The sequence below is a fragment of the Paenimyroides viscosum genome (assembly GCF_003858535.1).
GTDB lineage: Bacteria > Bacteroidota > Bacteroidia > Flavobacteriales > Flavobacteriaceae > Flavobacterium > Flavobacterium viscosum.
Genome location: NZ_RQTJ01000055.1, coordinates 1 through 8,464, shown reverse-complemented (window position 1 = coordinate 8,464; position 8,464 = coordinate 1). Strand labels below are relative to the sequence as shown.

The window sequence follows — 8,464 nt, the reverse complement described above, 5'->3', positions numbered from 1 at the left end:
CAATACAATATACTGATTTTTAATCTTTTGAGCAACTTTTTCTATAATGCACTACGGGTAATAATTAGTATAACATTAATAATTATCGGATTAATTGGTATTTGGAAAACTAAATTTCCAAAATTCAGGGTAGGTCCCGGCTATGCAACCGAGATAAAATTTTATATTCTTTTTTATGGATTAGTTTTTGCTGGGATTCTTTCATTAATAATAATATTGTCCAAGGAAAGTTAAAATCAGAAAAAAAAAAAAAAATCCGACTAACTCGTCGGATTTTCATTTTGTGTATTTTGTGATGAATTATTACTGTAATAATTTTGGTGCGATGCAAATTCGTTTGCTGTTTCCACAATTTTGTAAGCTTCCACAATTTTCTTAACTAAACGGTGACGTACAATATCTTTATCGTCTAAAAACACAAAACCAATACCTTCTACACCTTCTAATATTCGTAAAGCTTCGCGTAAACCCGATGTTACTTTTCGTGGTAAATCAACCTGACCCGGATCACCTGTAATAATAAATTTAGCATTTTTACCCATACGCGTTAAAAACATCTTCATTTGTGAATGGGTGGTATTTTGGGCTTCGTCTAAAATTACAAAAGCATTGTCAAGTGTACGTCCTCGCATAAATGCCAATGGCGCAATCTGAATGATTCCTTTTAACAAATAATCTTCTAACGTGGTTGGGGGCAACATATCGCGCAATGCATCGTATAACGGCTGCATGTACGGATCTAACTTTTCTTTCATATCGCCCGGTAAAAAACCTAGATTTTCTCCGGCTTCAACTGCAGGTCGGGTTAAAATAATACGCTTAACTTGTTTTTCTTTTAAAGCTTTTACGGCTAATGCAACACCGGTATAAGTTTTACCTGTACCTGCAGGGCCAACAGCGAAAACCATATCGTTTTTATAAACCAGATCGACCATTTTCTGCTGGTTTGGTGTTGTAGCCTTAATTAGCTTTCCACCTAAACCGTGTACCAGAATTTCGTCTGATTTATCCATACGTTGCGGAACATCGTCTAAAATCAATCGTTCGATAATGTTCTCGTTCAGCTGGCTGTATTTTTCGTAGTACTTTAAAATTCGATCAAAACGCGTTTGAAACTGGTCTAAAATTTCAGCCTCACCGTAAATTTTCATGGTAGTTCCACGAGCCACAATTTTTAATTTTGGATACAGTTTTTTAATTACCTCTAAATGTATATCCTGCGCACCCCAAAAATCTTTTGGAGTAATATGCTCTAATTCTATTATTCTTTCGTTCAAAAGCTATTAGATTTAATTAAAAAAAATTAGTTTTGTATTATATCAAATCTAACAAAAAATATTAAAAAACACTAACAAAAAATATTAATGTCAATTATTACGCTAACAACAGATTACGGTATTAAGGATCATTTTGTTGCATCGGTAAAAGGTAAAATAATGACCGAATTACCGTTGGTTCAGATAATTGATATTTCGCACTGTATAGATTTATATAACATTGCCAATGCAAGTTATGTTTTGTTTGGGGCGTACAGTAATTTCCCGAAAGGCAGTCTGCACATGGTGTTGGTTGAAGCCGAAATGTTCGATCAAACATCGTTTCTGCTTACAAAATTTAATGATCACTTTTTTTTAACGGCAAACAACGGAGCTATTACTTTATTGGCGACTGCCGATGACGAAACGGAAATCGTTGATTTAAATATTCCGAATTCATGCAACGATACCGTTTCTTTATACACCCACATTGCAAAACAGCTTTTTAATAATGTACCTTGCAGCATTTTGGGTACTAAAATAAATTATAACGATTGCGAGCTTTTGGTTGAATTACGCCCGAAAGTTGCCGATGACGAAAATTCGATTCGAGGATCTGTTATTTACATAGATCATTACGGAAATGCCGTTACCAATATTTCTAAAGATTTGTTTGAACGTATTAGAAATGGACGAAAATACGTTATTAATGCTGTTAGATACCGTATTACAAAGATTAACGAGTATTATGCCGATTTTAATACAGACAGCAAAACGCTGCGTGAATATGAAGGTGATATGTTGTTTATATTTAATGATTTAGATTTTTTACAAATGTCGATTTATAAGTCTGATTATGAGAATGTAGGAAATGCGAAAACCCTTTTTGGTGTATCGTATCGCGACACTGTTATTATAGAATTTACCGAATAAATAAATTTAAAATATGTTTATTAGAATAGTTAAAATGAGTTTTCATGAAGAGAAAATTCCGATGTTTTTAGAACACTTTCACGGTGTTAAAATGAATATACGAAACTTTCCTGGAAACAATTTTTTAGAAATTTATCAAGACAAAAGCAATCCCAGTATCTTTTTCACGTATTCTGTTTGGAACGAAGAAACGGATCTGGAAAATTACCGAAATTCTGATCTTTTTAAAGATGTTTGGGCATTTACAAAAGCGCTTTTTAATGATAAGCCAGAAGCGTGGAGTGTTGATAAATTAGTATCGTTACCATAATATGAAAGCTATTTTACTACGAGAAATCAAATCGTTTTTTGGTTCGTTAACAGGTTACTTGGTTATTGCCGTATTTTTAATTTTAAATGGAATTTTCCTTTGGATTGTAGACGGGCAATACAACATTTTACAAAGCGGTTATAACGATTTAAGTCCGTTTTTTCAATTGGCACCTTTGGTTTTACTTTTGCTGATTCCCGCAATTACCATGAAAAGTATTTCAGACGAACGTAAACAAGGAACTATTGAATTGTTGGTAACCAAACCTTTAAGCTTAAACCAAATTGTTACCGGTAAATTTTTAGGCGCCTTTTTACTGGTTGTATTGGCAATTTTACCAACGGTTTTATACATCATTATTTTAAATCCGTACGGAATGCCTGCAGGAAATATGGATTTAGGCAGCACCTTAGGTTCTTATTTAGGATTGATGTTCTTAATTGCAGCTTACACAAGCATCGGAATTTTCTGTTCGTCGTTATCAGACAATCAAATTGTGGCGTTTATTTTAGCGGTAATCATCTGTTTTGTACTTTATTTAGGGTTCGATCAATTGGCAGAACTGTTCAAATCATCGGCAACATTAATAGAAAAATTTGGAATAAGCTATCATTTCAAAAGCATAAGTCGCGGTGTAATTGATACCAGAGATTTAATCTATTTTATTTCGATAACCCTTTTCTTTTTAATGGCAACTGTGTTTAATCTAAAAAACGTGCGTAAATAATGAAAAAGCAAAAAAATATACAATCGTTTTTAAGCATTGCAGCAGTATTAATTGTTTTGAATATTGTTGGAAGCTACGTTTTTCATAGGTTTGATCTAACTTCAGATAAAAGATATACGCTTTCACAAGCTACCAAAAATGTGTTAGGCAACGTAACAGAACCTGTTTTTATTGATGTTTATTTAGAAGGAAATTTTCCTACCGAATTACGCAAATTACAAACCGAAAGCAAGCAGTTGTTAGAAGAATTCAATGCCTACAACAGCAATGTTAATTTCTTGTTTGTTGATCCGTTATCAGCTGAAAACGAAGCCGCTAAAATGGCTGAAAATCTTTTTGTAAACGGAATGAAACCGATTAATATTTCGGTAAACGATAAAGGCAAGCAATCACAAGAAATGGTTTTTCCGTGGGCAGTTGCTACGAAAGGGGAAAAAAGCGCGAAAATTCAGTTGCTTAAGAATGCCATGACCGCTACAACCGAAGATAAAATTGCATCGTCTGTTCAGCATTTAGAATACGCAATAACCGAAGCAATTTATAAGGTAAATACCGAAAAATCTAAAAAAATTGCGATTATAAAAGGAATAGGCGAACTAGATGATATGTACATTGCCGATTTTCTTCGCACTTTAAAAGACAGTTATTTTATAGCACCTTTTACATTAGATAGCGTTGCGGTAAATCCGCAGAAAACCTTAAAAGATTTACAAGGATACGATTTAGCAATCATTGCCAAACCTACAAAAACCTTCAACGAAAATCAAATTCAGGTGTTGGATCAGTTTGTAATGAACGGCGGAAAATCAATCTGGATGCTGGATCAGGTTCAGGCAGATATGGACAGTTTGTACAATGCTACAAGCGAAATGCTGGTCTACCCCAAAGATCAAAGTTTAGGCGAAATGCTGTTTAAATACGGTGTGCGTGTAAATCCTGATTTGGTTAAAGACGAAATGGGATCGCCAATAAAACTAGCTGGTGGTCAGCAAGGCAGCGAAACGGTTTACGAAACATTCAACTGGAAATTTGCGCCGTATGTTGTTGGTTCTTCAACGCACCCGATCGTAAATAATATCGATGTCGTAAAATTCGATTTTGCAAACAGTATCGATACGTTAAAAAACAACATCAAAAAAACAATATTACTGTCGTCATCGCCTTATTCGGTTAGGGTAGGAACACCAAGTATTGTGAGTTTATCTAAAACCATTCAAGAAAAGGTTGATCTTAAAACCATAAAAACACAATCGTTTCCACTGGCTGTTTTGTTAGAAGGAAATTTTACATCGATATTTAAAAACCGAATTGTTCCTTTTAAAACAGACAATTATCTTACCGAAGGAAAACCTACAAAAATGGTTGTTATTGCCGATGGCGACATCGTTAAAAATCAGTTAGATCAAGATTTTCAGCCAATGGAATTAGGTTACGATAAATGGACAAACACCTTGTACGGAAACAAAGAATTCCTTGTAAATGCTGTAAATTATTTGTTAGACGATAATGGATTGATTAATTTAAGAACAAAACAGGTAAAATTAGCGTTGCTTGACAAAGAAAAAGTTTATGCTGATTATAACTACATTCAAATAATAATTGTGGTTTTACCATTAATTGTATTGGCTGTTTTTGGTTTTGTTTTTACTTTTTTACGCAAAAAGAAATACACAAAATAGTTGTTTAATTTTAGTCTTTTTAGTTTGCTATTACACAATTCAAAATTTTTATTAATTTGCAAAATGTAAATATTGTACATATATTTGTACAAATAAAAGTACAATGTTATGTTAATAGCAAGTGTTTCTGAATTTAGAAAAGATATAAAATCGTATTTAGATAAAGTTGCGAAAAATTTCGAAACTTTAATTATTAATCGGGGGAAAGATTCCGGTATTGTTGTAATGTCATTGGAAGAATATAATTCACTTATGGCTACAAATTATGAACTTTCTTCACGAAAAAATGAATTACGTTTAGACGCAGCAATTGAGAAATTGAAAACTAGCAAATCGTTTTCAAAAGATTTAATAGAAAAATAAATGAAGTATATTTTTGTTGATGAATCTTGGGAAGACTATTTATATTGGAAAAAAACCGATAAAAAAAAATTAAAACGAATTAATGATTTATTAAAAGACATTTCTAGAAATCCTTTTAATGGAATTGGAAAACCAGAGCCTTTAAAGCATAAATATTCTGGATTTTGGTCACGTAGAATTGATGATGAACATAGATTAATCTACAAATATCAAGAAAATGAAATTCTCATTGCAAAATGTAGATTTCATTATGATTAAAGGTTCTTACTGCAAGATAGTTCAATAGTTTAATTATAAGAAGTATAAAGAAATCTATGTGGAAAAAAAAGTGTTTTTTTATGCGGAAGTAAAGGTTAAAAATAAAGTTTTATATTCGCATTAAAAGAAATATATTTGTAAAAACCTGCCAACAAGGCATAAATAAAATAAACTAATGAAATTTATTGTATCGAGCTCGTATCTATTGAAACAATTACAAGTTTTAGGAAGCGTTATCAACAGTAACAACACCTTACATATTCTTGATAATTTCTTGTTTGAACTTGATCAAAATCAATTAAAAGTATCAGCATCAGATTTGGAAACAACTATGATGGCTACTTTAGAGATTGAATCAACCAGTGAAGGATCTATCGCAGTTCCGGCACGTTTGTTATTAGAAACCTTAAAAACATTTCCTGAACAACCTTTAACTTTCACAGTGAAAGACAACAGTACTATTGAAATTAGTTCTGATTTAGGAAAATACGTTTTAGCTTATTTGCCTGGCGATGAATTTCCAAAAGCAGAAATGCTAGAAGATCCGTCGAAAGCAGAAATAGGAGCCGAGATATTATACACCGCAATTAGTAAAACAATTTTTGCTGCAGGTAACGATGATTTACGTCCGGTAATGTCGGGTGTTTACTTTCAGTTTGCACCAACAGGAGTGATTTTTGTTGCTACCGATGCACATAAATTGGTGAAATATTCAAGAACCGATGTTACAAGTTCTTCAGAAGCAAACTTTATTATGCCTAAAAAACCTTTAAATATTTTAAAGAATATTTTAGCAACATCAGACGCAGCGGTTTCTATTGAATACAACGATTCTAACGCAATGTTTAGTTTTGATAACTATACATTAATCTGTAGATTAATCGATGGAAAATATCCAAATTACGAAGCGGTAATTCCTAAGGAAAATCCAAACAAACTGATTATTTCTCGTACACAGTTTTTAAGTTCGGTTCGTCGTGTAGCTATTTACGCAAATAAAACAACGCACCAGATTCGTTTAAAAATTGCAGGAACAGAATTAAACATTTCAGCAGAAGATATTGACTACTCAAACAAAGCAGACGAGCGTTTAACATGTGATTATAAAGGAGATGATATGCAAATTGGTTTTAACTCACGTTTCTTAACCGAAATGTTAACTAATTTACAGTCAGACGAAATACAACTGGAAATGTCGTTACCAAACCGAGCTGGAATCTTAACTCCGATCGATGGTTTAGACGAAGGCGAAACAGTAACAATGCTTGTTATGCCAGTAATGTTGAATAATTAATAAATAAAAAGTGGGTTTTTCAACCCACTTTTTTTATCCCAAAAACGCCTGCATCATCCAGATGTCTTTTTCTTGTTCGGTAATTAAATCACTCATCATAGAATTGGTTCCTTCATCATTAATTTCACCAGCTTTTTCTAAAATTTCACGTTCAATGGTAAGTAAAGAAGCTAACGATTTTACGATTACTTCAACCGCTTCTTCATCATTAGTAATATCTTTTGCAACTTTCAACGAATTGTTTTTCAAATAATCGTCGAATGTATGTAAAGGTGTTCCTCCTAAAGTTAACACACGCTCGGCAATTTCATCAATCCTTAATTGCGCTTGGTTATACAATTCTTCAAATTTTACATGCAATTCAAAGAAACGTTTTCCGCGAATGTTCCAATGCAAGCCTCTTAAATTTTGATAATAAACCTGAAAGTTAGAAAGTAACGTATTAAGTAGTTCAATATTTTCTTTTGTTTGTTTTTGTGGTAATCCTAAAATATTCATAACGATTCAATTTTTATGTGTACTATCAAATTTACGAATAAAAACACGATATTTGTATAAATATTATTGATATTATCAATTAAACCATAGCTAAAACCTTTAAAATGACAATAACACAATTAAATTATGTGCTTGCTGTTGCAGAATATATGAATTTTACGCTTGCTGCCGAAAAGTGTTTTGTTACACAACCAACTTTAAGTATGCAAATTCAAAAGCTGGAAGAAGAATTGGGCATAAAAATTTTTGATCGAAACAAAAAACCTATTCAGTTAACCGAGGTTGGTAAAAAAATTGTAGAACAAGCTAAGAATATAGTAAATGAAGCCGACCGTATCCAAGATATTGTAGAACAACAAAAAGGTTTTATTGGCGGAGATTTTAAAATAGGAATCATTCCTACCATTATGCCTACGTTGCTACCAATGTTTCTAAAGAATTTCATTAGAAAATATCCTAAAATAAATTTAATTGTTGAAGAGCATACTACAGAAGAAATTATAAGCCGATTACAAAAAGGACAGTTAGATGCTGCTATTGCTGCAACGCCACTAAATGAAAGCGATTTAAAAGAAATAGTACTTTATTACGAACCATTTGTGGGTTATTTTCCTACAGAATTTAAAAACGGATTAACACAGTTAACACCAAATGATTTAAATGTAAATGATATTTTACTTTTACAAGACGGACATTGTTTTACTAACGGAATTTTAAACATTTGCAAGGCTTCAAAGTTAGATCCATCTCAGAATTTTGAATTGACTTCGGGAAGTTTTGAAACCTTGATTGGTTTGGCGAACGAAGGTTTAGGAGTGACGCTGTTGCCATATCTGCATACATTGAATTTAAGCGAAAAAGATAAAAAGAATATTATTGAATTTGCCGATCCAAAACCGTCACGTGAGGTTAGTTTGATTTTTCCTAAGAACGAATTAAAAAGTCATATTGTTGAGGTTTTAAGGCAAACAATTTCCGGAGTAGTAAAAGGCGCGATAGCTTTTCAGGATATTGCAATTATAAGTCCTAAGTTAAAGTAGATAAAAAGTAAGTTTAATATTGAAATTTAATTTTTTAGTATAGTACTAACCCATAGTGCATTATTAAACGAGATTAATTTTTAGGTTGTTAATATTTCTGTCGAAT

10 protein-coding genes are annotated in these 8,464 nt (G+C 32.3%); 8 read left to right on the top strand and 2 right to left on the bottom strand.

What is annotated here, in order from left to right; genetic code table 11:
• Window positions 1-260: 260 nt before the first annotated feature.
• Window positions 261-1,277, bottom strand: coding sequence for a PhoH family protein (locus EG242_RS14335; RefSeq protein WP_124900571.1), 1,017 nt, complete (start codon window positions 1,275-1,277; stop codon window positions 261-263).
• An 87-nt stretch (window positions 1,278-1,364) separates the two neighbouring features.
• Between EG242_RS14335 and EG242_RS14330 the strand changes: the two genes are divergently transcribed.
• The 7 genes from EG242_RS14330 (at window position 1,365) to dnaN (ending at window position 6,820) form a co-directional block, all read left to right on the top strand.
• Entirely contained in the window at window positions 1,365-2,189 is an 825-nt protein-coding gene (locus EG242_RS14330; protein WP_124900569.1) for an SAM hydrolase/SAM-dependent halogenase family protein, read from the top strand.
• Window positions 2,190-2,202: 13 nt separating this feature from the next.
• Entirely contained in the window at window positions 2,203-2,499 is a 297-nt protein-coding gene (locus tag EG242_RS14325) for a putative quinol monooxygenase (protein ID WP_124900567.1), read from the top strand.
• Window position 2,500: 1 nt separating this feature from the next.
• Window positions 2,501-3,226 (top strand): gliding motility-associated ABC transporter permease subunit GldF, encoded by a 726-nt coding sequence (gene gldF / locus EG242_RS14320; protein ID WP_124900565.1) that lies wholly within the window; start codon window positions 2,501-2,503, stop codon window positions 3,224-3,226.
• Window positions 3,226-4,905 carry a gliding motility-associated ABC transporter substrate-binding protein GldG gene (gldG, locus tag EG242_RS14315; RefSeq protein WP_124900563.1) on the top strand — a complete coding sequence of 560 codons (1,680 nt, stop codon included), beginning with the start codon at window positions 3,226-3,228 and terminating at the stop codon, window positions 4,903-4,905. Before gldF ends, gldG begins: the two co-directional genes overlap by 1 nt.
• Window positions 4,906-5,013: 108 nt before the next feature.
• Complete coding sequence (locus tag EG242_RS14310) at window positions 5,014-5,268, top strand: type II toxin-antitoxin system Phd/YefM family antitoxin (RefSeq protein ID WP_124900561.1); 255 nt, start codon at window positions 5,014-5,016, stop codon at window positions 5,266-5,268.
• Window positions 5,269-5,526, top strand: a complete 258-nt coding sequence (locus tag EG242_RS14305) for a Txe/YoeB family addiction module toxin (protein ID WP_124900559.1) — start codon at window positions 5,269-5,271, stop codon at window positions 5,524-5,526.
• A 175-nt stretch (window positions 5,527-5,701) separates the two neighbouring features.
• Window positions 5,702-6,820 carry a DNA polymerase III subunit beta gene (gene dnaN, locus EG242_RS14300; RefSeq protein ID WP_124900557.1) on the top strand — a complete coding sequence of 373 codons (1,119 nt, stop codon included), beginning with the start codon at window positions 5,702-5,704 and terminating at the stop codon, window positions 6,818-6,820.
• 33 nt (window positions 6,821-6,853) lie between these two features.
• On the opposite strand, the gene EG242_RS14295 is transcribed toward dnaN, so the two are convergent.
• Entirely contained in the window at window positions 6,854-7,324 is a 471-nt protein-coding gene (locus tag EG242_RS14295; RefSeq protein WP_124900555.1) for a Dps family protein, read from the bottom strand.
• Window positions 7,325-7,422: 98 nt separating this feature from the next.
• Between EG242_RS14295 and EG242_RS14290 the strand changes: the two genes are divergently transcribed.
• Window positions 7,423-8,358, top strand: a complete 936-nt coding sequence (locus EG242_RS14290) for a LysR family transcriptional regulator (RefSeq protein ID WP_124900553.1) — start codon at window positions 7,423-7,425, stop codon at window positions 8,356-8,358.
• Window positions 8,359-8,464: the final 106 nt, after the last annotated feature.

What these genes read in the sequence shown, in the direction of transcription:
- EG242_RS14330 (WP_124900569.1), top strand. Translation starts at nt 1,365, where the DNA reads ATGTCAATTATTACGCTAACAACAGATTACGGTATTAAGGATCATTTT.
- EG242_RS14325 (WP_124900567.1), top strand. Translation starts at nt 2,203, where the DNA reads ATGTTTATTAGAATAGTTAAAATGAGTTTTCATGAAGAGAAAATTCCG.
- gldF (WP_124900565.1), top strand. Translation starts at nt 2,501, where the DNA reads ATGAAAGCTATTTTACTACGAGAAATCAAATCGTTTTTTGGTTCGTTA.
- gldG (WP_124900563.1), top strand. Translation starts at nt 3,226, where the DNA reads ATGAAAAAGCAAAAAAATATACAATCGTTTTTAAGCATTGCAGCAGTA.
- EG242_RS14310 (WP_124900561.1), top strand. Translation starts at nt 5,014, where the DNA reads ATGTTAATAGCAAGTGTTTCTGAATTTAGAAAAGATATAAAATCGTAT.
- EG242_RS14305 (WP_124900559.1), top strand. Translation starts at nt 5,269, where the DNA reads ATGAAGTATATTTTTGTTGATGAATCTTGGGAAGACTATTTATATTGG.
- dnaN (WP_124900557.1), top strand. Translation starts at nt 5,702, where the DNA reads ATGAAATTTATTGTATCGAGCTCGTATCTATTGAAACAATTACAAGTT.
- EG242_RS14290 (WP_124900553.1), top strand. Translation starts at nt 7,423, where the DNA reads ATGACAATAACACAATTAAATTATGTGCTTGCTGTTGCAGAATATATG.